Annotated in this window: 25 protein-coding genes; 13 read left to right on the plus strand and 12 right to left on the minus strand. The window is 64.2% G+C overall.

Translation table 11 applies throughout. The features are described from left to right. Positions 1 to 10 precede the first annotated feature (10 nt). Together CSC73_RS03390 and CSC73_RS03395 are read right to left on the minus strand one after the other, a co-directional pair. Positions 11 to 844: a DUF3298 and DUF4163 domain-containing protein gene (locus tag CSC73_RS03390; RefSeq protein ID WP_246197301.1), complete on the minus strand. Its 834-nt coding sequence runs from the start codon at positions 842 to 844 to the stop codon at positions 11 to 13. An 82-nt stretch (positions 845 to 926) separates the two neighbouring features. After that, positions 927 to 1,202: a GNAT family N-acetyltransferase gene (locus tag CSC73_RS03395; RefSeq protein ID WP_163839003.1), complete on the minus strand. Its 276-nt coding sequence runs from the start codon at positions 1,200 to 1,202 to the stop codon at positions 927 to 929. 198 nt (positions 1,203 to 1,400) lie between these two features. Between CSC73_RS03395 and CSC73_RS03400 the strand changes: the two genes are divergently transcribed. After that, entirely contained in the window at positions 1,401 to 1,616 is a 216-nt protein-coding gene (locus CSC73_RS03400) for a hypothetical protein (RefSeq protein ID WP_163839004.1), read from the plus strand. Positions 1,617 to 1,762: 146 nt separating this feature from the next. Here CSC73_RS03400 and CSC73_RS18540 read toward each other — a convergent pair whose 3' ends face one another. The 3 genes from CSC73_RS18540 to CSC73_RS03415 all read right to left on the minus strand — a co-directional run bounded on the left by CSC73_RS18540 (position 1,763) and on the right by CSC73_RS03415 (position 4,723). After that, on the minus strand, positions 1,763 to 2,407 hold the full coding sequence (locus CSC73_RS18540; protein WP_281352867.1) for a hypothetical protein: 645 nt from the start codon (positions 2,405 to 2,407) through the stop codon (positions 1,763 to 1,765). 82 nt (positions 2,408 to 2,489) lie between these two features. Next, positions 2,490 to 3,104: a rhomboid family intramembrane serine protease gene (locus CSC73_RS03410; RefSeq protein WP_163839005.1), complete on the minus strand. Its 615-nt coding sequence runs from the start codon at positions 3,102 to 3,104 to the stop codon at positions 2,490 to 2,492. Then, the gene (locus tag CSC73_RS03415; RefSeq protein ID WP_163839077.1) at positions 3,104 to 4,723 is read right to left on the minus strand and encodes a POT-type proton-dependent oligopeptide transporter; all 1,620 of its coding nucleotides are present in this window, start codon (positions 4,721 to 4,723) and stop codon (positions 3,104 to 3,106) included. Before CSC73_RS03415 ends, CSC73_RS03410 begins: the two co-directional genes overlap by 1 nt. Before the next feature lie 139 nt (positions 4,724 to 4,862). Here CSC73_RS03415 and CSC73_RS03420 point away from each other — a divergent pair, with 139 nt between their 5' ends. From CSC73_RS03420 to dbpA, 5 genes are all read left to right on the plus strand, one after another. Beyond that, the gene (locus CSC73_RS03420) at positions 4,863 to 6,635 is read left to right on the plus strand and encodes a M14 family metallopeptidase (protein ID WP_163839006.1); all 1,773 of its coding nucleotides are present in this window, start codon (positions 4,863 to 4,865) and stop codon (positions 6,633 to 6,635) included. Between the two features lie 20 nt (positions 6,636 to 6,655). Beyond that, the gene (locus CSC73_RS03425; RefSeq protein WP_163839007.1) at positions 6,656 to 7,561 is read left to right on the plus strand and encodes an endonuclease/exonuclease/phosphatase family protein; all 906 of its coding nucleotides are present in this window, start codon (positions 6,656 to 6,658) and stop codon (positions 7,559 to 7,561) included. Positions 7,562 to 7,648: 87 nt separating this feature from the next. After that, positions 7,649 to 8,200 carry a guanyl-specific ribonuclease gene (locus tag CSC73_RS03430; RefSeq protein ID WP_163839008.1) on the plus strand — a complete coding sequence of 184 codons (552 nt, stop codon included), beginning with the start codon at positions 7,649 to 7,651 and terminating at the stop codon, positions 8,198 to 8,200. Beyond that, positions 8,197 to 8,634, plus strand: coding sequence for a barstar family protein (locus CSC73_RS03435; protein ID WP_163839009.1), 438 nt, complete (start codon positions 8,197 to 8,199; stop codon positions 8,632 to 8,634). Before CSC73_RS03430 ends, CSC73_RS03435 begins: the two co-directional genes overlap by 4 nt. A gap of 62 nt (positions 8,635 to 8,696) precedes the next feature. Continuing rightward, positions 8,697 to 10,085, plus strand: a complete 1,389-nt coding sequence (gene dbpA / locus CSC73_RS03440; protein WP_163839010.1) for an ATP-dependent RNA helicase DbpA — start codon at positions 8,697 to 8,699, stop codon at positions 10,083 to 10,085. A gap of 45 nt (positions 10,086 to 10,130) precedes the next feature. On the opposite strand, the gene CSC73_RS03445 is transcribed toward dbpA, so the two are convergent. Next, entirely contained in the window at positions 10,131 to 11,690 is a 1,560-nt protein-coding gene (locus CSC73_RS03445; protein WP_163839011.1) for a protein adenylyltransferase SelO, read from the minus strand. Positions 11,691 to 11,786: 96 nt separating this feature from the next. After that, on the minus strand, positions 11,787 to 11,996 hold the full coding sequence (locus tag CSC73_RS03450) for a cold-shock protein (RefSeq protein WP_093279947.1): 210 nt from the start codon (positions 11,994 to 11,996) through the stop codon (positions 11,787 to 11,789). A 265-nt stretch (positions 11,997 to 12,261) separates the two neighbouring features. Here CSC73_RS03450 and CSC73_RS18340 point away from each other — a divergent pair, with 265 nt between their 5' ends. Then, the gene (locus CSC73_RS18340) at positions 12,262 to 12,420 is read left to right on the plus strand and encodes a hypothetical protein (protein ID WP_170299048.1); all 159 of its coding nucleotides are present in this window, start codon (positions 12,262 to 12,264) and stop codon (positions 12,418 to 12,420) included. Here the strand turns inward: CSC73_RS18340 and CSC73_RS03455 are convergent. Further along, positions 12,417 to 13,421, minus strand: a complete 1,005-nt coding sequence (locus tag CSC73_RS03455) for an RluA family pseudouridine synthase (protein ID WP_163839012.1) — start codon at positions 13,419 to 13,421, stop codon at positions 12,417 to 12,419. The two genes, CSC73_RS18340 and CSC73_RS03455, sit on opposite strands and share 4 nt — an antisense overlap. On the opposite strand from CSC73_RS03455, the gene CSC73_RS03460 reads away from it, so the two are divergent. Both CSC73_RS03460 and CSC73_RS03465 read left to right on the plus strand, forming a co-directional pair. Beyond that, a complete protein-coding gene (locus tag CSC73_RS03460; RefSeq protein ID WP_163839013.1) occupies positions 13,372 to 13,926 on the plus strand; it encodes a YaeQ family protein in 555 nt (184 codons plus the stop codon). The genes CSC73_RS03455 and CSC73_RS03460 overlap by 50 nt on opposite strands. A gap of 4 nt (positions 13,927 to 13,930) precedes the next feature. Then, a complete protein-coding gene (locus CSC73_RS03465; RefSeq protein WP_163839014.1) occupies positions 13,931 to 15,115 on the plus strand; it encodes a BaiN/RdsA family NAD(P)/FAD-dependent oxidoreductase in 1,185 nt (394 codons plus the stop codon). Between the two features lie 91 nt (positions 15,116 to 15,206). Here CSC73_RS03465 and CSC73_RS03470 read toward each other — a convergent pair whose 3' ends face one another. From CSC73_RS03470 to CSC73_RS03480, 3 genes are all read right to left on the minus strand, one after another. Beyond that, positions 15,207 to 16,190: an LLM class flavin-dependent oxidoreductase gene (locus CSC73_RS03470; protein WP_163839015.1), complete on the minus strand. Its 984-nt coding sequence runs from the start codon at positions 16,188 to 16,190 to the stop codon at positions 15,207 to 15,209. 96 nt (positions 16,191 to 16,286) lie between these two features. Beyond that, positions 16,287 to 16,958 carry a glutathione S-transferase gene (locus tag CSC73_RS03475; protein ID WP_163839016.1) on the minus strand — a complete coding sequence of 224 codons (672 nt, stop codon included), beginning with the start codon at positions 16,956 to 16,958 and terminating at the stop codon, positions 16,287 to 16,289. A gap of 217 nt (positions 16,959 to 17,175) precedes the next feature. Continuing rightward, positions 17,176 to 17,913: a sulfurtransferase gene (locus CSC73_RS03480; protein WP_163839017.1), complete on the minus strand. Its 738-nt coding sequence runs from the start codon at positions 17,911 to 17,913 to the stop codon at positions 17,176 to 17,178. Positions 17,914 to 18,003: 90 nt separating this feature from the next. On the opposite strand from CSC73_RS03480, the gene CSC73_RS03485 reads away from it, so the two are divergent. From CSC73_RS03485 to CSC73_RS03495, 3 genes are read left to right on the plus strand one after another with little or no spacing between them, the layout of a single operon-like run. After that, the gene (locus CSC73_RS03485; protein WP_211840795.1) at positions 18,004 to 18,360 is read left to right on the plus strand and encodes an ArsR/SmtB family transcription factor; all 357 of its coding nucleotides are present in this window, start codon (positions 18,004 to 18,006) and stop codon (positions 18,358 to 18,360) included. Continuing rightward, positions 18,357 to 18,800: an SRPBCC family protein gene (locus CSC73_RS03490; protein ID WP_163839018.1), complete on the plus strand. Its 444-nt coding sequence runs from the start codon at positions 18,357 to 18,359 to the stop codon at positions 18,798 to 18,800. Before CSC73_RS03485 ends, CSC73_RS03490 begins: the two co-directional genes overlap by 4 nt. Before the next feature lie 23 nt (positions 18,801 to 18,823). Continuing rightward, positions 18,824 to 19,357, plus strand: coding sequence for an SRPBCC family protein (locus CSC73_RS03495; protein ID WP_163839019.1), 534 nt, complete (start codon positions 18,824 to 18,826; stop codon positions 19,355 to 19,357). Positions 19,358 to 19,513: 156 nt separating this feature from the next. On the opposite strand, the gene CSC73_RS03500 is transcribed toward CSC73_RS03495, so the two are convergent. Beyond that, positions 19,514 to 19,879 (minus strand): DUF6164 family protein, encoded by a 366-nt coding sequence (locus CSC73_RS03500; protein WP_163839020.1) that lies wholly within the window; start codon positions 19,877 to 19,879, stop codon positions 19,514 to 19,516. Between the two features lie 74 nt (positions 19,880 to 19,953). Here CSC73_RS03500 and CSC73_RS03505 point away from each other — a divergent pair, with 74 nt between their 5' ends. Then, positions 19,954 to 20,385 (plus strand): FKBP-type peptidyl-prolyl cis-trans isomerase, encoded by a 432-nt coding sequence (locus CSC73_RS03505; protein ID WP_163839021.1) that lies wholly within the window; start codon positions 19,954 to 19,956, stop codon positions 20,383 to 20,385. Positions 20,386 to 20,391: the final 6 nt, after the last annotated feature.

The raw sequence follows: 20,391 nt of genomic DNA on the forward strand, positions 1-20,391 counted from the left end.
CCGGGCCGGATTATCGGGGTTTGGCGAACAGGCCGGCGTATTCGGGGGCGACGTAGGGCAGCAGTACCGCCGCCGGCACGTCCACCGTCTGCGTCCCGTCCGCGTACGGGCCCACCTGATACGGCGGGAATACGAAGCGCAACGCGATCACCTTGCCGTCGGCGCCGACTATCGGCTGGAACTGGCTGAAATTGTCCACGTCCGGTTCGGTGCCTTCGTCGATCATCTTGTCGGCGCTGCGCACGAACTGCAGCCGTTCCTCGGGCGGCATTTCGTCGGCATCGGCGCGCACGGAGACGCTGGTGTGCAGTTGTTCCCGGATGAAGGCGCCGATGGCGGCCCAACCTTCCACCTTGGGCACCAGTTCCTTGGCCGTCAGCAGCTTGTTCTGCGGAGGCAGCCAAACGAAACGCGCCACCAGCGGTTCGCCGTGCGCGCCGCCGGTGTAGCGGCTGCCATCGGCGGCGACCGCCACCAGCTCCGGCGTTTCGGCGACTTGTTCGAAGCTGAGCGACAGTTCGTACGGCGCCGACGGCTTGTCGTTGCCGAATCCGGCCACCGCCTGCATCAGCTCCGCCCGCGCCGCGTCGGAATAGGCGGCGACGGCCTGCGCCAGACCCGGATACTTGTTGAGCGTCGGCGGATAGCTGATGCCCACTATGTAGGCATCGTTGGTTTCGATGACGTCCTTGAGCTCGGGCACGGCGGGCGCGCCCGCAACCGGGGCCTGCGCTGGCGCGGTGTCGGGTTGCGCCGGGGCGGCGGGCGTGTCGGCTTCGCGCCTGCAGGCGCCGAGTGCCAGTACCAACAGGAAAAACAGGGGGAATTTCGACACGGATCGCACGACCAGACTCCTTCCAGGGAATGCATACAGTTTATGCCGCGACGCAGCAGCGCGACAGCCGCAATTCCGACCGGCGCGCTCTTCAGTCGACCAGATCGGCGTACTCCGGATGGTGCTGGACGTAGGCAGCCGAATAGGAACAGGCCGGCACTACCCGCAACCCCTCCGCGCGCGCGTACTCCAGCGCGGCCTTGACCAATTCCCCGGCGATCCCGCGTCCACCGATGGCCTCAGGCACGCCGGTGTGGTCGATGGTCAGGCGCCCGCCGTCCCGGCGGTAAAGCAGCTCCGCTTCGTATCCCTCTACCCGGACAGCGAAACGGCGGGAGGCGGGGTCGTGGGCGATGTCCAGGGGCATGGGTCTCTCCAATGGGGAATGCATCACGGCTGGATTGTGCCGCAGGCGGTTCAGGGGCGGCAAAACTGGACGCGGCGCGTCACATTCGGGCTGGCCCATGCCACTTGCCCCCGTCCTTCAACGCTTTCAGTGCCATAACTCACAGTTGGCACGATAACTGCTTTAACCCTCCCAAGAGCAAACACACGGGGAACGGCAATGAACTTCGACGACGCAACCATCAGCAACAACAACTCGTCCAGCGACTTCACCCTGCTGGAAGGCCTTTACCAGCTTGCCGTCACCGGCCACACCGACGACTGGGAATTCGAGCGCCTCAACAATGCGGTATACGAGCGCCTGCTCTCTTCCTACAACAGCGGTGTCGACATGGGCATGCACGAAACCGCCAATCCGATGAACCTGGTGGGCTGAAACACGCTTCACTCTGCGATACCGGTTCGACGATATCGCGACAACGCAACAACCAGAACAATAAGACGGCCTGTACACAGGTCCGGACGCAGGTGACGGGGGTCGCCTGCGTCATTTTTTTGGGTCCGTTTTTTGGCCGTATCGCCTCAGCGATTGTCCCGCTTGCCCTGGTTGCGCCTGTCCTGCGTGCCCAGACTACCCTGTATCGCTTTCATCCTGCTTTCGGCGGCATGCAGTTCCACCGCCTTGTCCGCCGCTTCGTTCGATTGGAAGCCCGGGTCCGGCACTGGCGCGTGGTGCGGATCCAACAGCTGCCAGGGCTGCGTTTCCCGGTCGTGCGCCCGCTTCTGTTCCAGCAGCTTGCGGGTATTGGCCAGCGCCTGATGCGGGGTGACTTTGCGTGGGGCAGCCTTGCTGGCTCGTTTGGCGGGTGCCGATTTCGCCGCGGAGTTCGATGGAACCGGCTTGGCCTGCGTCTTCCTGACCTTAGCCGTGGCCTGCTTTACCGCAACCTTCTTCGCCACCGGCTTGCTGGCGACCGCCTTTTTAGCGGTTTTTTCGACTACCGATTTTTTTGCGACGGCCTTCTTGGCTACGCTCTTGGTCGCTTGCCTGGCCGGCGCTTTCCTCGCAGAAGTCTTCTTCACTGCCGCCTTGACGGCCTTTCGCGGTTTGGCCGCCGGCTTTATCGCTTTCTTGGCGACCTTCTTCGCGGTCTTGCCTTGTGTTTTATTTTTTGCGGGCGTCTTTTTTGCGGCCTTGGATGTCTTGGCGGGTTTGCGGGTAGCCATCGCTCACGATCTCCGTTGATGTCTCGTGGCTATTCGATAGCACGCAAAACATTCAGATACGGTGATCGCGCCGACGCGCAGTTCAGCCTCCGAACGAGGGTTGCTGCAATTGCCGCAGGAAATGCCCCAATACGCGCGGCTCCATGATCAGCATGAACAGCACGCCATAGGCAGCGCCGGCGAGGTGTGCGCTGTGGTTGATGCGATCGCCGCCGCGACGGTCCATCCAGATGCTGTAGCCCACGTAGAGCACGGCGAACAGGATGGCGGGCATGGGAATGAAGAACACGCCGATGATCGACCACGGCCTGACCAGGATGTAGGCGAACAGGATGGCCGACACCGCGCCCGACGCGCCCAGGCTGAGGTAGTTGGGGTTCTTCTGGTTCTTCAGATACGTGGGCAGGATGGACACCACCAGCGCAGATACGTAGAACACGGGATAGACCCACACGCCCATGTCGCCCATCAACGACTCGATCGGCGGTCCGAAGAAGAACAGCGTGATCATGTTGAAAAGCAGATGCATGAAATCCGCATGGATGAAGCCGTAGGTCACCAGCCGGTCGTACTGCTTGTGCTTGTCGATCGCCGGCGGCCACAGGATCAGCCGGTCGGCCAGCTTGCGGTTGTTGAACGCGATCCACGACACCACGCAGGTGATGGCGATCAAGGCATAGGTAACGGGGGTTTCCATCAAACGGCTCCGACGGCGCGATAGTTGTCCTGCATTGGATAGCGCCACGCGTACAGCGCGAATACCAAGGCCGCGATGAAGGCGAACACGGCGAAGAAGAACATCAGAAATGCATTCTCGCTCAGTCCTGTACTGGCGATGCGTGAAATCACCGCTTCATTGCGCACGCTGACATTGGTCAGCAGCACCCACACATTGCCGAAAGTAACCGAGAGGTACCAAAGCGCCATGATCACTCCCTTCATGGCCTGCGTAGCCTGGCTATAGGCGAATTCCAACGCCGTAGCCGATACCAGCACCTCGCCGAAGGTCAGCAGCAGGTAGGGCAGGATCTGCCAGGCCAGCGATACCGGATCGCCGCCATCGATCCACAACTGGATCGCACCGGCGGCTATCCATGCCACGCCGGAGAACGCGATGCCCCACCCCATGCGCCTGAGCGCGGTGGGCTCGAAACCCATGCGCCGCAGCAGTGGATACAGCACGATATTGTTGAACGGGATGATCAGCATCACCAGCAGCGGATTGAGCGCCTGCATCTGCCCCGCTTCCTTGACCAGCCAGCTGGGCCACCACCACAGATCGTGCGGCACCATCATGGTCTTGCCCTGCAGCACCCAGGTGGAAGCCTTCTGGTCGAACAAGGACCAGAACGGCGTGATCAGCGCGAACACGATGATCACGCGCAGCACCGCGCGAACGCTGTCCACCGCAGAATCCGGATGCAGGCCGCGGGCGCGTTCGAGCTGCATCGACACGCCGATGCCGCCGAACGCGATCAACGCGCCCAGCGCCAGGCAGGCGGTGATGACGAAACCGAAACCTTCCGGCCAGAAACCAGGCTTGAGCGCCCAGCACAGCAGCATCGCCACCGCCAGCGCGGCCCCGGCGAGGGCCACCGACAGACCGGGCCGGCCCTGTCCCTGCTCGTGCCGGGTCAGCGCGGTGCGGGCGACGCTGTAGAACGAGTTCGGGTCGTCGCCATGCGTCGGCGGCACCCGCACGTACTGTTTGCGCCCCAGCCAGAAGATCAGGGTGGCGATGAACATCAGGATGCCCGGGATGCCGAAAGCGACGGCGGGTCCGTGATTGCGCAGGAACAGCGGCATCAGCAGCGAGGCGAAGAAACTGCCGAAGTTGATCGTCCAGTAGAAGAAATCGAACACGATTTTGGCCAGGCTCTTGTTCGACTCGTCGAACTGGTCGCCGACGAACGACACCACCAGCGGCTTGATGCCGCCGGAACCGAGCGCGATCAGGAACAGCCCGGCATAGAACCCGTTACGGTTGTCGTCGAATGCGGCCAGGCAGGCATGGCCCGCGCAATAGATCAGCGAGAACCACAACACGGTGTTGTATTTTCCGAAATATCGATCCGACAGCCACCCCCCGAGCAGGGGGAAGAAGTAAACCCCGATCACGAAACTGTGGAATACGTCCTTGGCCGCTCCCTCGCGGTCGGCTTCCGGCAGATAGGCGAGGATCACGCTGCTCACCAGGAACTGGACCAGGATGTTGCGCATCCCGTAGAAACTGAAGCGCTCGCAAGCCTCGTTTCCGATAATGTAGGGAACCTGCCGCGGCAGGCGTGCCGATTGCGCCCTGGCTGTCGTGCTCATCCGGTATTCCAGCGAATAGTTGCGGGAAGGGTAACCCATGGAACGTGCGCGGATCGACTGCACGAATGGACACTCCCGGCTAATGCGATGCCGGCCCGCAACGTGCATCATTGGCTTTTGAAGGCGAGAATCCACCCCTATGCGCTCATTGCTCCTGCTTCTCGCGGTACTTTTGCTCACCGCACCCGCCATGCCCGCCTCCGCCGCCAACGACGCACTGACCACGGTTTCCGAGCGCTCAGGCTTCCTCAAGACCGGACGCTACGAGGAAGTCGCGGCCTTGTGCGACGCCTTCGCCAAAGCCTATCCGGACGCGGTGCGCTGTATCGACTTCGGCAACTCTCCCGAGGGCCGGCCGATGAAAGCGCTGGTCGCTTCCACCAGCGGCGCGCTGGATGCCGCAACCGCGCGCAAACGCGATCTCCCTGTAGTGCTGATCCAGGGTGGGATACACGCCGGCGAGATCGACGGCAAGGACGCCGGCTTCCTGGCGCTGCGCGAAGTCCTGGAAGGCAAGGCGGCCAAAGGCGCGCTGGACAAGCTGGTGTGGGTGTTCGTGCCGGTGTTCAGCGTCGATGGCCATGAACGCTTCGGCGCCTGGAACCGCCCCAACCAGCGCGGCCCGGAGGAAATGGGCTGGCGCACCACCGCGCAGGGCTACAACCTCAATCGCGACTACGTGAAGGCCGATGCGCCCGAAATGCAGGCGATGCTGGCCCTGATCGACGAATGGGATCCACTGGTCGAAGTGGACCTGCATGTCACCGACGGCGCCAAGTTCGAACACGATGTCTCCATCCAGGTGGAACCCATCCACGCCGGCGACGGCGAACTGCGCAAGGCCGGCCGCGCATGGCGCGATGGCGTGATCGCCGACCTGGCGGCGCAAGGCTCGCTGCCCCTGCCCTACTACCCTTCCTTCGCGGTGTCCGACGACCCGACCTCGGGTTTCGACGACGGCGTGCCGCCGCCGCGGTTCTCCCATGGCTACTTCTGGCTGCGCAACCGCTTGGGCATGCTGGTGGAAACCCACTCCTGGAAGACCTACCCGGTGCGCGTGCGCATCACCCGCAACACCGTGGTCTCGGTGCTGGAACAGGTGGCGAAAAACGGCTGGCAATGGATGCAGCTTGCGCACCAGGCCGATGCGCGCGCCCGCGAATTGAAGGGAAGTTCCGTACCGCTGGCCTATGCGGCCGGCAAGGAATCGCACCTGGTCGATTTCCGCGGCTACGAATACACGCGTACGCCTTCCGAGATTTCCGGCGCGCTGATGACGCGATACGACGAGAGCAAGCCGCAGATCTGGCGGATTCCGCTGCGCGACAACGTACAGCCCAGCCTGAGCGTGGCCGCACCTGCCGGCGGCTATCTCATTCCAGCCGCGCATGCCGGCTGGGTGGGAGCGAAGCTGAAACAGCACGGAATCGAATTCCGCACGCTCGATGCGCACCCGGGACTGGCGGTCGAGAGCTTCCGCGCCAGCGAGGCGACGCCTGCCGCGCAGTCCTCCGAAGGCCATCAGCGGATGGCGGTCAAGGGCGAATGGAAAGCCGACAAGCGCGATATCGGCGCGGGCGCGCTGTTCGTGCCGATCGCGCAACCCAAATCGCGCCTGGTCATGTCGATCCTGGAACCGCTGGCGCCGGACTCGCTGGTGGGCTGGGGCGAGTTCAACAACGCTTTCGAGCGCAAGGAATACATGGAGGACTACGTGGCCGAGGAAGTAGCGCGCGAAATGCTGGCCAAAGACGCGGCGCTGAAGGCGCGGTTCGAAAAGCGCGTCCGCGAGGATGCCGCTTTCGCCAAGGACCCGCAGGCGCGCCTGGAGTTCTTCTACCGGCTGCATTCCTCATGGGACGAACGCAACAATCTGTATCCGGTGATGCGCATCGATACGGTTCCCCGCTGATTCTTTGGTGAGTTCATGGAATGAAGACGCTCGTTCTGGCCCTGCTGTCGCTGATCGCCTTCTCGCTGCCCGCAGGCGCGGCCGATTCGTCGCCCGCGCTATCGGAGAGAACCTTGAAAGTCGTCACTCTCAACCTCTACCACGACAAGGACGACTGGCCGAAGCGCCGCGTGCAGATCGTGGAGGAATTGAAGCGTCTACGCCCCGATGCGATAGCCCTGCAGGAAGTGCTGCAGGATGAAGGCCTGACCAACCAGGCCGAATGGCTTGCGACGCAATTGGGCTACCAGTGGCATTTCGTCAGCATCGATCCGGCCGGCCAGCCGCGGCGCTACGGCAACGCCCTGCTGACCCGCCACCCGATCCTCGAGCGCGGCCAGAAGCTCCTGCAGCCGCTCGACGACAGCCGCAGCGCGGGGTTCCTGCGTATCGATCTGGACGGACGGCCGCTCAACCTCTACGTCACCCACCTGCACTGGACCGACCAGGGTGGAGCGATCCGCGCCCGGCAGATCGCCGACCTGATGCAGTACATCGCCGCCACTTCGGAGAATATCCCCAGCCTGGTGGCCGGCGATTTCAATTCGACCGCCGATTCGCCGGAACTGGCCGCGCTGCGCGAAGGATTCGTGGATACCTACGGCGACCGGCACCCACAGGCCGACGCGGCCTCCAGCAGCACCTTGAACCCGAAGTATTTCGTCGCGCCCAAACGCATCGATCACGTGTTCTTCCAGCGTGGCGCGTTCGCCCCCCTCGGCGCCACGATCCTCTTCAGCCAGCCCGATGCCCAAGGCGTATGGGCCTCGGACCATTTCGGCATGCTCGTCGAATTGCGCCTGGCCGCATTTGAAATCAAGGCGAAGCCGGCCCTGGATCAGCGATTGCGGTCCGATCGCCAGGCCGCTTTCCGTCACGGTCGCTGAAGTTTTCTGCGGCTATGCTGCACTCCCGGGCAACACGGGCCAGGGCTTCCGGCCGTTGCGCGCACCTCCCGTTCGATTGGAAACCGCATGCCGCTTCGTTCCCGCTCACATAGAAGGTCCGGCGTACGCAAGCCTGCGCTGATCGCGCTAGTGCTGGTGGTCCTGCTGTCGGGATGGTTCTGGCAGCAGAATCGTACGCGCCATGCCGCGGGGAACGATCCCGCACCGGCCGCCGCGCCTGCCGCCAATGCCGGCAACAGCCAGCCGCTGCCCTTGCCGCCCTTGGAAACCACGCGCAATGGCTCGCAGACGGACACCCCGCCAGCGTCGGCGCCGGCAGCTTCGACGCAGGCTGCCCCGGCGACTGCCGCATTCCTGCCGGCGGAGGCGCACGCGACGTTGCGCCTGATCGCGCAGGGCGGGCCGTTCCCGCACAGCCAGGACGGCAGCGTTTTCGGCAACCGCGAGAGGCGCCTGCCGTCCAAGCCGCGCGGCTATTACCATGAATACACCGTCGAGACGCCGGGCCTCGGCCACCGCGGCGCGCGGCGCATCATCACCGGAGGCCAACCACCGGATGTCTATTACTACACCGATGACCATTACGACTCATTCCGCAGCTTCCAGGTCGCGCGATGACTGAAACAGGCTTCGATCTGGGGCTGAGCGACCCGACCCGCGCCGGTGTTTTCTTCGTCACCGCCGACGATCTCAACGTGCTCGCGGCCGCCGCGCACGACGCGGGCCTGCTGCCCTGCCTCATCGACCTGATGGGCTGCGGCAACAAGGCCACCCTGTTGTTGCGGATCGCGGTCGCCATGGATTTCCCCACCACTTCCAGCCGCAACTGGGATGCGCTTTCCGACAGCCTGCGCGATCTGGACTGGATGCCGGCCCAGGGCTACGTATTGCTGTTCGACGGCGCCGGAGAGCTGCATCACGTGGACGAAGAAGATTTCGACACGCTGGTCAGCATCCTGGACGAAGCCAACCGCGCCTGGGCCGAGCGCGACGTGCCGTTCTGGGCCTTCCTGGCCCTGCGCGAAAGGGATTTCGACGAACTGGAGGATTGACGCCGGCGCTCGCCCCACCATGCGAGGCTACGCAGTTCAGCGCGATGCTGCGATCATGGCGCATGACCGACCAGCCGACAGACTTCGACAGCCTCTCCCTCTCGCCAGGCCTGCAGCAGGGCGTGGAGGTGGCCGGCTACGCGCAGATGACCCCGATCCAGGCCGAAAGCCTGCCCGCCATCCTCGCCGGACGCGATGTCATCGCGCAGGCGCCCACCGGCAGCGGCAAGACGGCCGCATTCGGCCTGGGCCTGCTGCACAGGCTGGACCCGGCGCTGATCCGCGCTCAGGCGCTGGTGCTCTGCCCTACCCGCGAACTGGCCGACCAGGTGGGCAAGCAGCTACGCAAACTGGCTTCCGGCATTCCGAACCTCAAGCTGCTGGTGTTGACCGGCGGCATGCCGCTGGCGCCGCAACTGGCTTCGCTGGCGGCCCATGACCCGCACGTGGTGGTCGGTACGCCCGGCCGTATCCAGGAGCTGATGCGCAAAAAGGTCCTGCACCTGGCCAGCGTGCGCACGCTGGTGCTGGACGAAGCCGACCGCATGCTCGACATGGGCTTCGAGGAAGCGATCCGCGAAATAGTGGGAAAGACTCCGAAAGAGCGGCAGACCTTGCTGTTCTCGGCCACTTTTCCCGACGCCATCCGCGATATCGGCCGCAATACCATGCGCGACCCGCTGGAGGTCACCGCCGGCGGCGTGACCGAGCAACCGGTGGTCGAACAGACCTTCTATGAAGTGGATCTGTCGCGCAAGCAGACCACGCTGGCCGGACTGCTGTTCGAGCAAAGGCCCGAGTCGTGCGTGGTGTTCTGCAACACGCGCCGCGACGTCGACGAGGTGGCCGAATCGCTGAAGCACTTCGGCTTCACCGCGCTGGCCCTGCATGGCGACATGGAACAGCGCGACCGCGACGAAGTGCTGGTGCGTTTCGCCAACCGCAGCTGCAATGTGCTGGTCGCCAGCGACGTGGCCGCGCGCGGGCTGGATATCGACGAGCTGGCCACGGTGGTCAACTACGAACTGCCCACCGACCCGGACGTGTACGTGCACCGCATCGGCCGCACCGGGCGCGCGGGCAAAGGCGGCCAAGTGCTGAGCCTGGTCACTCCTCGCGAGATATCGCGCGCGCATGTGATCGAGGAAAGACAAGGTTCGCCGTTGCGCTGGAAAAAACCGGTCGCCATGGCGCCCGCGGCGCGCAGCGCACCGCCTGCCGCGATGGCGACGCTGCGCATCGACGCCGGACGCACCGACAAGCTCCGCCCCGGCGACGTCCTGGGAGCGCTCACCGGCGATGCGGGATTGCCCGCCAGCGCCATCGGCAAGATCGACATTTTCGCGACGCGTTCCTATGTCGCCATCGCGCGCAACCAGGCCAACAATGCGCTGGCGCGGCTCGATAAGGGCCGGATCAAGGGCAAGAACTTCCGTGTCCGAAAGATGTAGGTCGGGGCTACGCCCCCGACGTTCCGGATGCAAGGGTAAGGCTTCTCAGGAACTGCAGGAAAGCATTGAACATCCCGCCCGATCGCGTGCCCAGTCCGGACGGCGCTGTGCAAAGGCCTCACGGCCCGGCTGTTCGTCGTAGGGACGGCGCATGACCTCCAGCAATTCCTCAATCCCCGCCGCATCGCCCTGCTCGGCACGGTCTATCGCCTGCTGCGCCAGATAATTGCGCAGCACGAATCGAGGATTGGCCATGCGCATGCGTGCTTGCCTGGCGTCGGAATCGAGCGGATCGGCACCGATCCGCGCCGTATAGCGCCGCAGCCAATCCAGCAGCGCCGGCTCCGCGGCTGCGCGCCTGTCGGCGTCATAGAAGGCTTCGTTCAAAGGATCGAGGGCCGGCACGGCGGGATCGATCCGGGCCAGCTCGCGGAAGAAGATGCTCATATCCACTTCACCCGCATGCAGCAGCGACTGCAGGTCCTCCATCAGCGCCACATCGTCTTCCCGGCATTCCGCCAGACCGAGCTTGCGCGCGATGTTGTCGTGATCGGCGCGGGCATAGGTTTCCCGATAGCACTGCAACCCTTCCTGCAAAGGTTCTGGACTTGCGAATAGCGAAGACAATGCGACTGCCAACCGGGTCAGATTCCAGTAAGCGATCTTCGGCTGCCAGCCGAAGCGGTAGCGCCGCCCCTGCGCATCGGTGGTGTTGGGCGTCCAGTCCGGGTCGTAGTCGTCGATCCAGCCGTAGGGACCGTAGTCGATGGTCAAGCCCAGGATCGACATGTTGTCGGTGTTCATCACCCCATGCACGAAGCCGACCCGCATCCAGTGCGCCACCATGACCGCGGTGCGCTCGCATACCTGCGCGAACCAGCGCGAATAAAGCGCTTCGCCCTCGCCTTCCAGTTCGGGGAAATCGCGGCGGATGGTGAAGTCCACCAGTTGCTTGAGCAAGGGCAGCTCGCCGCGCGAGGCTGGCAACTCGTAATTGCCGAAACGCAGGAAAGAAGGCGCGACGCGGCAGACGATGGCGCCCGGCTCTGCTTGCGGGTGCCCGTCGTAGAACATGTCGCGGATCACCGGCTCGCCGGTCGTCACCAGACTCAACGCGCGCGTGGTGGGTACGCCCAGGTGGTGCATGGCCTCGCTGCACAGGAATTCGCGAATGGAAGAGCGCAGCACGGCGCGGCCGTCGGCGGTGCGGGAATAAGGCGTCGGGCCGGCTCCTTTGAGCTGCAGCTCCCAGCGCTGGCCCGCGGCATTGATCGCCTCGCCCAACGAGATGGCGCGGCCATCGCCCAGTTGCCCGGCCCAATGCCCGAACTGGTGGCCGCCGTAATTGGCCGCAAAGGGCCGCATGCCCTGCAGCAGCGCATTGCCGCCGAAGACCTGGGCGAATTCCGGAGAAGCGACGTCGCTTTCTTCCAGATCCAGCAGGGCGGCCGTTTCCCGCGACCAAGCCAACAGCCGTGGTGCGGCGACCGGAGTCGGATTCACCAGCGAATACAGCGCCGCGCGGACTTCGCGCACGCCCGTTCCCTGTTGCGGATCGCCGGGGAGATCGGCGATGAAACGGTTATCGAATGTCAGTGACTTCATCTGTACAGGCTACGCGCCAGCGGTACCACCATTAAAGCGACGCAAATAAAAACGCCGGGGCAAGCCCCGGCGTTTCGGACAACGATACAGTCGCTATTAGAGCGGCTGGACTTCGTCGGCCTGCATACCCTTCTGGCCCTGCACGGCGACAAAGCTCACGCTCTGGCCTTCCTGCAGCGACTTGAAGCCGGAACCCTGGATCGCGCGGAAATGCACGAAAAGGTCCGGGCCGCTCTGCGGGGTGATGAAGCCAAAACCCTTGGCATCGTTGAACCACTTGACGGTACCGGTTTGACGGTCAGACATCTTTGAAACTCCTGAAACGGATGAAGAAAATCACGACCTGGGGACCCCGGGCCGAGACTGAGTTGCAGGTGTTAAGCAAAGCGGAAAGATGTAGCTGATCGTTTTGGATCGACTGCATCAGGCCACGATTTACGGTGACCCAAGCAAACACAGTGCCGTGCACACTACACACCTTTCCGGGAAAAGCCAATCCCCCGCCCAACCGCGGATAACCGGCAGTGGGGCGGTTTGCCCTAAACTGGCCTCCCCTACCGGAAACAAGCCCATGGCCAAGCCCAATTATTCGTTCGAAAAGAAGCAGCGCGAGCTGGCCAAGAAGAAGAAACAGGACGAAAAACTGGCCAAGAAGCAGGCTGCGCGGGACCCTGGCCAGGCCGACGGCAACCCGCCAGCCGGGCCGGATTCGTCCGGCGGCGGCCGCTAGTCCAGGCTTTCCAGCTCCCTGCGGCTCTCGAAAACCCGTCGGACACCGCTCAAAGGGTCCACGAAGGACAGGCTGCTGGCCAGCAACTGCAGGGGGCGCCCGTAGTCATCAGGAGCCTGGTCCGTCAGATCCGGGTAATAGGGATCGTGTCGGATTGGCGCCCCCAGGCCAGCCATATGCACCCGCAGCTGGTGTTTGCGGCCGCTGACCGGGAACAGCGCGTAACGCCACCACTCCCCGTCCGAACGCAACACCTCGATCCGGCTGAAGGAATTGGCTTCCCCTTCCTCCTCCCGCATCCGGAAGAACGGCTCCGCCTTCACGATGCGCGACTCCCGCACTCGCGGAAACTGCAGCTCTGGCAGTGCCGGAGCCACCGCCTCGTAGCGTTTTTCGATCCGACGTTCGCGGAACAGCGTCTGATAGGCATCCCGGCTGCGCTTGTCGGCCGAAAAAAGCACCAGCCCGGCGGTACCGCGATCGATGCGGTGCAGCGGCGCCAGATCGGGATTGCCCAGACGCTCCACCAGCCGGGTCAACAGGGTTTCACGCACATGAATCCCGGCCGGAGCGACCGGAAGGAAATGCGGCTTGTCGGCCACCACCAAGTGCTCGTCGGCATGCAGGATCGTTTCTTCGAACGGAATCCGGGGCTCTTCCGCCACTTCACGGAAATAATGGATGGTCGCGCCGACGCGGTACGGCGTGTCGGCAGATAGCGGCTGCCGCTCCGAGTCCAGCACCCTCCCCCGCGCGAACCGGTCCAGCCACTGCGCGCGGTCGATCTGCGGGAAGCGCGCGCACAAGCCGTCCAGCAGGGTCGCCCAGGCGCCCGGCGGGAGCTGCAGGCTGCTGGCGGGGGTTTCCCCCGGATCGGAATGGAGTGCGGACAAGACGAAGCCTCCCTGGAGCAAAGCCGTATCATGGCCGACCTTTTCCCCAGGCACCTCGATGGCGCTCAAATCCACGGTCGTGAAGGCCGAACTGCAGATCAGCGACATGGATCGCCACTACTACGCGACCCACAACCTGACCGTGGCCCAGCATCCGTCCGAAACCGATGCGCGCCTGATGGTGCGGCTGCTGGCGTTCGCCATGTACGCGGACGAACGCCTGGAATTCGGGCGCGGCCTGAGCCAGGACGACGAGCCCGATCTGTGGCGCAAGGAAATGACCGGCGAGATCGTGCAATGGATCGACCTGGGACAACCCGACGAAGCGCGCGTGCGCAAGGCCTGCGGCCGTTCCCGCCAGGTGGTGCTGTTCACCTATGCCGGACGCAGCTCGGATATCTGGTGGGAAAAGAACGCCGCTTCGCTGGCCCGCAGCAGGAACCTCACCGTCATCGACATCCCGGTCGGAGCGGTGGAACAGTTGACCGCGATGATGGTGCGCGGCATGCGCCTGAACGTGATGATCCAGGACGGCGAGCTGCAGGTGCTGGGCGGCGATGTCACCATCGATATCAAGCCGGTCGTCCGCCAGGCGGCCACCACGGGCCAGTAAGCGCATGAGCCACAGCCACGACGTGCTGGTCATCGGCGGCGGCGCGGCCGGGCTGATGTGCGCGTCGACGGCCGGCCAGCGCGGGCTTCGCGTATCGGTGATCGAACACGCCAACCGCGTGGGCAAGAAGATCCTGATGTCCGGCGGCGGGCGCTGCAACTTCACCAACACCGGCACCACGCCTGCGAACTATCTGTCGGCCAATCCGCATTTCTGCAAATCGGCGTTGGCGCGCTACACGCCTTCCGATTTCATCGGGATGGTCGAACGCCATGGCATCGCCTATCACGAGAAGGAGCTTGGGCAGCTGTTCTGCGACGATTCTTCCAAGCAGATCGTGAAGATGCTGGTGGACGAATGCGAAGCGGCCGGCGTGCGCATCGAAACCGGCTGCAGCGTGGAGAACGTGCAGCATACCGACGGCGGTTTCCGCCTGCGAACCACACGCGGCACGCTGTCGGCGCCCGCGCTGGTGGTGGCCTGCGGCGGCCTTTCCATCCCCAGCATGGGCGCCAGCGGTTTCGGCTACGAGCTGGCGCGCCAGTTCGGCCATACGGTGCTGCCGACGCGCGCCGGGCTGGTGCCGCTGACTCTGACCGGCAAGCATCAGGAACACTTGCAGGACCTGAGCGGCGTGGCGCTGCCGGTGGAAGCGACCTGCAACGGCCGAAGCTTCCGCAACTTCATGCTCATCACCCATCGCGGCGTGAGCGGGCCTTCGATCCTGCAGATCTCTTCCTATTGGCAGCCCGGCGACGATCTGCGCCTGGACCTGCTTCCGGACGACGACGCTTTCCAGCTGCTGCGCGAACAACAGGCCGTTCGCCCCGCCGCCGAACTCAAGACCGTACTGTCCGATTTTCTGCCGCGACGCTTCGCCCAGCGCCTGTGCGAGCTGTGGCTGCCGAATCGGCCGATGAAGCAGTTCAACGATCCGCAACTGCGCGAGATCGCCGCGCAACTGCAAAGCTGGCCGCTGATCGCCAGCGGCACCGAGGGCTACCGCACCGCGGAGGTCACTCTGGGCGGGGTGGATACCGACGAACTGTCTTCAAGCACCATGCAGTCGAAGAAAACCCCGGGGCTGTACTTCATCGGCGAAGTGGTCGACGTCACCGGCTGGCTGGGCGGCTACAACTTCCAGTGGGCCTGGGCCTCCGGCCACGCCGCTGGCAATGCGATCGCGTAGGTCGGGGCTACGTCCCCGACGAACGGAGCCGATCATGAACGTCGACGTCCCAGACCTCACAGGATCCGCGCGTCGGCCACGTAGGGCCGACCTACCCGTTCATGGCTTCGGCCGCCAACTCGAACGATCGCAATCGCGCCCCGTGGTCGAACACATTGGCCACCAGCATCAGCTCGTCCGGACGATGTCTGTCTACGAATGCGGCGATCCCGCGCTTCACCGTTTCCGGGCTGCCCACCACGCTGCATGCCAGCGCATTCTCCACGCCCAGCTTTTCATGCGGCTGCCAATAAGTTTCGATATCGTCGATAGGCGGCGGGATCAGTCCGGGCTTGCCGCGACGTAAGTTGACGAAGCTCTGCTGCGCGGTAGTGAACAGACGTCTGGCTTCGGCGTCGGTATCAGCGGCGACCACGTTCAAGGCCAGCATCGCGTGCGGCTTGGCCAGGTATTGCGAAGGACGGAAATCGCGGTGATAGACCGCCAACGCCTGGTCCATCGCGTCCGGGGCGAAATGCGAAGCGAAAGCAAACGGCAGCCCCAGCGCTGCAGCCAATTGCGCGCTGAAGAGACTGGAACCCAGCAACCACACCGGCACTTCGAGCCCGGCGCCCGGAACGGCACGCACGAGCTGGCCGGGCTGCACCGGTGCGAAGTAGCCCAGCAGTTCCTGCACGTCGTGCGGGAATTGCTCGGCGCTATCGAAATAACGCCGCAACGCCTTCGCCGTGGGCTGGTCGGTGCCGGGCGCGCGGCCCAGTCCCAGGTCTATGCGGTCCGGATACAGCGAGGCCAGCGTGCCGAACTGTTCGGCCACTTGCAGCGGCGCGTGGTTGGGCAGCATCACTCCGCCCGAGCCGACGCGGATGGTTTTGGTGCCGCCGGCGACATGGCCGATCAACACAGCGGTCGCTGCGCTGGCGATGCCCGGCATGTTGTGGTGCTCGGCCAGCCAGTAGCGCCGGTAACCCCAACGCTCGGCATGCTGGGCCAGATCCAGGGTATTGCGGAACGCCTGTGCGGCATCGCTGCCTTCGCAGACCGGTGCCAGATCGAGTATCGAGTAGGGAATCATTGGGGCTGCCGTCGAAGTCATGGCTTCGACATGGGGCCGGCGCCGGGCATTGCCAATCCGATCAGCGACCGGACTGGCGGGACGCTGAGTTCCGCATCAGCCAAGCAGATCGAAAGGACCGCCCTGCTCCAGCGCGCGCCGATAGGCGGGACGCGCGTGGATGCGCTGCAGGAATCCGCTCAGATTGGGCTTGTCTTCCAGTCCATGGCGCACCGCGGCCGCTTCCACCGGGAAGCTCATCTGGATGTCGGCCGCGCTGAATCCGTCGCCGGCGAACCAGCGCGACTTGCCCAGCTCGCTTTCCATGTAGTCCAGGTGCAGCTTCACCTGCGGGCCGACGAAGGTCTTCATCACCTTGTCGGCGATTCCCTTGGCCACCGGTTTGACGAAGAACGGCATCGGCGCCTTCTTCAATCGCGAGAACACCAGGCTCATCAGCAGCGGCGGCATCGCCGAGCCTTCCGCATAGTGCATCCAATAACGGTAGCGCAGCCTCTCGGGCGTGCCCGGCGACGGGGCGAAATCGTGCGCGGTGTCGTAGCGTTCGACCAGGTATTCGAGGATCGCGCCGGATTCGGCCAACGTGTTTTCCCCGTCCACCACCACCGGCGATTTCCCCAGTGGATGCACCTTGCGCAGCGATGGCGGCGCCAGCATGGTTTCGGCATCGCGCTGGTAGCGGATCACGTTGTAGTCCAGCCCCAGCTCCTCGAGCAACCAGAGCACGCGCTGCGAACGGGAGTTGTTGAGATGGTGGACGGCGACCATGGATGCCTCGACATAGTGGGAGAACGCGTCAGAGACGCATGCCGATCATAGCCCAACGTACTTATCGACTAATGCGGGAGTGGCCCCTGTGGGAGCGCGCTTGTGGGAGCGGCGTCCCGCCGCGAGCTCCTAGCCGGTACCGACAGGGCGAGTATTGAGCGACTTCATTGAAAGTGCAAAAGCTCGCGGCGGGACGCCGCTCCCACAACGCGACTCCTCAGGCTGCGTCCACCAGCGGCTTGAGCTCCGGATCCAGCGCCACGCGTTCGTCGAACACGAAGCAGCGGCCGTCGTAGCCCTGCCCGCCGACCTGCTCGAAATAGCCCAGGATGCCGCCATCGAGCTGCAGCACGTTGTCCATGCCCGCGGCCTGCATCCACAAAGCTGCCTTTTCGCAGCGGATGCCGCCGGTGCAGAAGCTCACCACCGTCGCGTCGGACAGATCGTCGCGGTGGGGCTGCATGGCCTCGGGCAGATCGGTGAATTTGTCTATCGGCAAGGTCAGCGCGCCAGCGAAGGTGCCGTACTCGACTTCCTGCCGGTTGCGCGTATCCAGCAACACCACGCGCTTGCCTGCGTCGTCATGGCCTTGCTGTAGCCACTTGGCGAGTGTCGCCGGAGCGACGGCAGGGGCGCGTCCCGCCAAAGGAGAAGTCTCTTGGCGACGGAAACTGATGATCTCCGGCTTGACCTTGACCTTGAGCCGGGCGAAAGGCTGCGCACCGCTGCGGCTGTATTTGACCCGCAGCTCGGCAAACCGCGGATCGGCCCGCAGCTGTTCGAAAAACGCGTCGATCGCCCGCTCTTCTCCGGCAAGGAAAAGGTTCACGCCTTCCGATGCGATCAATGCGGTGCCGCGCAATGCGCCCGCTTCCGCCCATGCGCGTACCTGCGCGGCCAGGGCCGACGGATCTGCGATGGGAACGAAATGGTAGGCGGCGGTATTGAGAATCATGGGCACCATTGTAAATGGCGCCAGGCGGGAACCGGAAAACATTCAACCAAAGGGTTGACAATCAAATCAGGATCGATAATATTCAACCTCATGGTTGAATATGACTCTCCCCAGCTGGACTCCGTATTCCAGGCCCTCTCCGACAGCACGCGCCGCCGCATGCTGCGCAGCCTGAGCGCGCAACCGCGCAGCGTCGGCGAGCTGGCCGCGCCTTTCAGGATTTCGCTGGCCGCCGCTTCCAAACACATCAAAGTGCTGGAACGCGCCGGCCTGGTGCAGAAGCGCATCCAGGGCCGCACCCATCTGTGCCAGTTGCGCGCCGAAGCTCTGGCCGAAGCCGAACGATGGCTGCAGTACTACCAGCAATTCTGGAGCGAACGCCTGGATGCGCTGGAAATCGCGCTGCACGCCGACACCGCCGCGCAAACCAGGAGGAAATCGCGATGAGCCCTGCCCCACCTATCGAAGTGCGCGTGACGCGCTACTTCGAAACCGCTCCCGAGCGCGTTTTCGACGCCTGGCTGGTGCCGCGCACGCTGGGGCAATGGATGTTCGGCCCGCGCGTGCGCGAGGAGAACGTGGTTCGGCTGGACGTGGACCCGCGCGTCGGCGGCAGCTTCTCGCTCAAAGTCGAGCGCAACGGCGAAATCATCGATCACGTGGGCCGGTACCTTGAAATCGAACGGCCCCACCGGCTGGTCTTCACCTGGGCGGTCAAAGGCCAGTCGGACGACGAACCCAGCCAGGTGCGTATCGACATCGCCGCCTCCAGCAGCGGCTGCGTGCTGACCCTCGTCCACAGCATGGATGCGAAGTGGGCCGAATACGCGCAACGCACCCAGGACGGCTGGAACACCATGCTCGACGCGCTCGCCGGGCTCTTCTGACCATCCACCCGCAAGGTACGACCATGAACAATTCCTACGCCGCAGTCATCGCCCCGAATACCGTGCGCATCGAACGCACCTTGCCCGGCCCGATCGAACGGGTCTGGGCGTTTCTCACCGAATCCGAAAAGCGCCGCCAATGGCTGGCGGCCGGCGAGATGGAATTGAAGGAAGGCGGCGCGGTGGAGCATGTATTCCGCAACTCGGAACTGACCGGGCACGACGGCAACCCTCCCCCGAAATACGCTGCGCACGCCGGCGAAAGCCGCATGCACGGCCGCATCACCGCCTGCGAACCGCCGCGCCTGCTCGCCTACGAATGGGGCGAAGGCGAAGACGCTTCGCACGTACGCTTCGAACTCACCCCCCAAGGCGATGCCGTGCATCTGGTCCTCGTGCACAGCCGCCTGCCCGACCGCGAGGAGATGCTCAGCGTCGCCGGCGGCTGGCATACGCACCTGGGAATCCTGCTGGACAAGCTGGAAGGCCGCGAGCCGGAGGGTTTCTGGCCGACGCATGCGCGGCTTGAGGCGGAGTACGAAAAGCTCATTCCGTAGCCGATGGCAAATTTGAAGGAAACCAAGCGAGGGCTGACTAAGTCAGCTCTCCCGTTCCTTGTCATCCCGAGCGCAGCGAGGGATCTGTTCTTAGGGCGGCCAGCAGATCCCTCGCTGCGCTCAGGATGACATGGTTCTTAATGCTTGGACAACACGTTAGCGCAAGAACAGATACGGCAATGCCAGCGTCAATGCCACGATGCCGATGATCGCAATCAGTATCCCCAGTACGTACCACGGACGCTGGCTGAAAAGCTTGCCGAAGGTTTCCTCGCTGCCCTGTTCGCGCGCCGCGTCTTGCGCCGCCCTGGCCCGCTGCAGGCGCTTGGCCTGGTAGTCGGCCATCAAAGCCTTGGCGCGGACGATGTCCGCATCCTCGCGCATCCAGATGCCACCCGACGAGATTCCCCACGGGCTGGGTTGGGTTTCGTAGAAATCCATGCCGCTTTCGGTCAGCCAGGCGCGCACTTCGTCGGCTTCGTCGTCGGGCACGTTGCGCAGATTTAGCAGTAGTTTGGCCATGTCCGCATGATAACGGCGTAACCGGGAATCGCGGCATGCGTTACCCTGCGCGCCTCCGACAACAAGGATCCCCCATGCGTTTCGCACTGCCGTTGCTCGCCCTGCTGGCCCTTTCCGCCTGCGCCGACCCTGGCCCGCCGCCCGGCGGCAGCGTGGCCGAGCTGCAACGGATCGACGAAAAAACCGGTACCGGCGCGACCGCAACCGCGGGATCCGACGTCACCGTGCACTACACAGGCTGGCTCTACGACGAAAAGGCCAAGGACATGCGCGGCGAAAAGTTCGACAGTTCGGTGGATCGCGGCGAACCTTTCACCTTCCTGCTCGGCGGCGGCCAGGTGATCCGCGGCTGGGACGACGGCGTGGCCGGCATGCGGGTCGGCGGCAAGCGGCGCTTGCTGATTCCTTCCCACTACGGTTATGGCAGCGATGGCGCGGGCGGCGTGATTCCGCCGAACGCCTCGCTGGTCTTCGAAGTCGAACTGCTTGCCGTCAAGCCGCACTGATACGCG

It is taken from the genome of Pseudoxanthomonas sacheonensis (assembly GCF_010093305.1).
Classification (GTDB): domain Bacteria; phylum Pseudomonadota; class Gammaproteobacteria; order Xanthomonadales; family Xanthomonadaceae; genus Pseudoxanthomonas_A; species Pseudoxanthomonas_A sacheonensis.

What these genes read in the sequence shown, in the direction of transcription:
- CSC73_RS18340 (WP_170299048.1), top strand. Translation starts at nt 12,262, where the DNA reads ATGGCCAAGCCCAATTATTCGTTCGAAAAGAAGCAGCGCGAGCTGGCC.
- CSC73_RS03485 (WP_211840795.1), top strand. Translation starts at nt 18,004, where the DNA reads ATGGTTGAATATGACTCTCCCCAGCTGGACTCCGTATTCCAGGCCCTC.
- CSC73_RS03425 (WP_163839007.1), top strand. Translation starts at nt 6,656, where the DNA reads ATGAAGACGCTCGTTCTGGCCCTGCTGTCGCTGATCGCCTTCTCGCTG.
- CSC73_RS03480 (WP_163839017.1), bottom strand. Translation starts at nt 17,913, where the DNA reads ATGATTCTCAATACCGCCGCCTACCATTTCGTTCCCATCGCAGATCCG.
- CSC73_RS03470 (WP_163839015.1), bottom strand. Translation starts at nt 16,190, where the DNA reads ATGATTCCCTACTCGATACTCGATCTGGCACCGGTCTGCGAAGGCAGC.
- CSC73_RS03490 (WP_163839018.1), top strand. Translation starts at nt 18,357, where the DNA reads ATGAGCCCTGCCCCACCTATCGAAGTGCGCGTGACGCGCTACTTCGAA.
- CSC73_RS03460 (WP_163839013.1), top strand. Translation starts at nt 13,372, where the DNA reads ATGGCGCTCAAATCCACGGTCGTGAAGGCCGAACTGCAGATCAGCGAC.
- CSC73_RS03430 (WP_163839008.1), top strand. Translation starts at nt 7,649, where the DNA reads ATGCCGCTTCGTTCCCGCTCACATAGAAGGTCCGGCGTACGCAAGCCT.
- CSC73_RS03435 (WP_163839009.1), top strand. Translation starts at nt 8,197, where the DNA reads ATGACTGAAACAGGCTTCGATCTGGGGCTGAGCGACCCGACCCGCGCC.
- CSC73_RS03505 (WP_163839021.1), top strand. Translation starts at nt 19,954, where the DNA reads ATGCGTTTCGCACTGCCGTTGCTCGCCCTGCTGGCCCTTTCCGCCTGC.
- CSC73_RS03450 (WP_093279947.1), bottom strand. Translation starts at nt 11,996, where the DNA reads ATGTCTGACCGTCAAACCGGTACCGTCAAGTGGTTCAACGATGCCAAG.
- CSC73_RS03400 (WP_163839004.1), top strand. Translation starts at nt 1,401, where the DNA reads ATGAACTTCGACGACGCAACCATCAGCAACAACAACTCGTCCAGCGAC.
- CSC73_RS03445 (WP_163839011.1), bottom strand. Translation starts at nt 11,690, where the DNA reads ATGAAGTCACTGACATTCGATAACCGTTTCATCGCCGATCTCCCCGGC.
- CSC73_RS03500 (WP_163839020.1), bottom strand. Translation starts at nt 19,879, where the DNA reads ATGGCCAAACTACTGCTAAATCTGCGCAACGTGCCCGACGACGAAGCC.
- CSC73_RS03410 (WP_163839005.1), bottom strand. Translation starts at nt 3,104, where the DNA reads ATGGAAACCCCCGTTACCTATGCCTTGATCGCCATCACCTGCGTGGTG.
- CSC73_RS03465 (WP_163839014.1), top strand. Translation starts at nt 13,931, where the DNA reads ATGAGCCACAGCCACGACGTGCTGGTCATCGGCGGCGGCGCGGCCGGG.
- CSC73_RS03415 (WP_163839077.1), bottom strand. Translation starts at nt 4,723, where the DNA reads ATGAGCACGACAGCCAGGGCGCAATCGGCACGCCTGCCGCGGCAGGTT.
- CSC73_RS03420 (WP_163839006.1), top strand. Translation starts at nt 4,863, where the DNA reads ATGCGCTCATTGCTCCTGCTTCTCGCGGTACTTTTGCTCACCGCACCC.
- dbpA (WP_163839010.1), top strand. Translation starts at nt 8,697, where the DNA reads ATGACCGACCAGCCGACAGACTTCGACAGCCTCTCCCTCTCGCCAGGC.
- CSC73_RS03395 (WP_163839003.1), bottom strand. Translation starts at nt 1,202, where the DNA reads ATGCCCCTGGACATCGCCCACGACCCCGCCTCCCGCCGTTTCGCTGTC.
- CSC73_RS18540 (WP_281352867.1), bottom strand. Translation starts at nt 2,407, where the DNA reads ATGGCTACCCGCAAACCCGCCAAGACATCCAAGGCCGCAAAAAAGACG.
- CSC73_RS03475 (WP_163839016.1), bottom strand. Translation starts at nt 16,958, where the DNA reads ATGGTCGCCGTCCACCATCTCAACAACTCCCGTTCGCAGCGCGTGCTC.
- CSC73_RS03455 (WP_163839012.1), bottom strand. Translation starts at nt 13,421, where the DNA reads ATGTCGCTGATCTGCAGTTCGGCCTTCACGACCGTGGATTTGAGCGCC.
- CSC73_RS03495 (WP_163839019.1), top strand. Translation starts at nt 18,824, where the DNA reads ATGAACAATTCCTACGCCGCAGTCATCGCCCCGAATACCGTGCGCATC.